The sequence below is a fragment of the Maricaulis virginensis genome, assembly GCF_027922185.1.
GTDB lineage: Bacteria > Pseudomonadota > Alphaproteobacteria > Caulobacterales > Maricaulaceae > Maricaulis > Maricaulis virginensis.
The window spans coordinates 1-501 of record NZ_BSFE01000031.1 but is presented as its reverse complement, the minus strand read 5'-3'; the positions used below and the strand labels follow the sequence as shown (position 1 = coordinate 501).

The following is a 501-nucleotide window of genomic DNA, read 5'->3' as shown; positions in this document are numbered from 1 at the left end:
CTGCCGTTCTCCCTGTCGGCGGGAGGGTACTGCTCGGGAACCCGCAGCAGGCCCTGCCCCCTGTCGATGATGCGGACGTCGCAGCGGCCGTACCCGATCGCCACGTCGACCTCGTAGCGGTTGGCGGGGCCGCCGTGGCGGACGGCGTTCGCGCATCCCTCGGTGACCGCGAGCAGGATGTCGGACACGCAGCTTTCCGTGACGCCGAGTGACCGCAGCGAGTCGCCCAGGGCTTTGCGGACCATCGGAATGCCGACGGCCTCTCTTGGCAGAGCCAGCGAGAACTCGATATCCACCGGGATCCCCCTCCCGAGGTCAGACGTCACCCTGTCAAGGTTTCCCCGCGGAATCCGGGCTAACCGCAAAATAACCTTAATGTTATTTAGTGTTGGTCAAGCTGTGGGATTGCGACACGCTCAGAGGGTGATCTACCCGGACGTAGGGAATCTACCTACGTGATAAGTGAGAATTTAGGACTCTACGGTAACCCGGTAGTCCTCG

1 protein-coding gene is annotated in these 501 nt (G+C 62.5%); it reads right to left on the bottom strand.

Annotation, left to right across the window (positions count from 1 at the left end; all coding sequences use genetic code 11):
• The coding region (locus PKE71_RS17595; protein ID WP_271188324.1) for an ATP-binding protein at window positions 1-296 on the bottom strand (296 nt) is incomplete at its 3' end.
• Window positions 297-501: the final 205 nt, after the last annotated feature.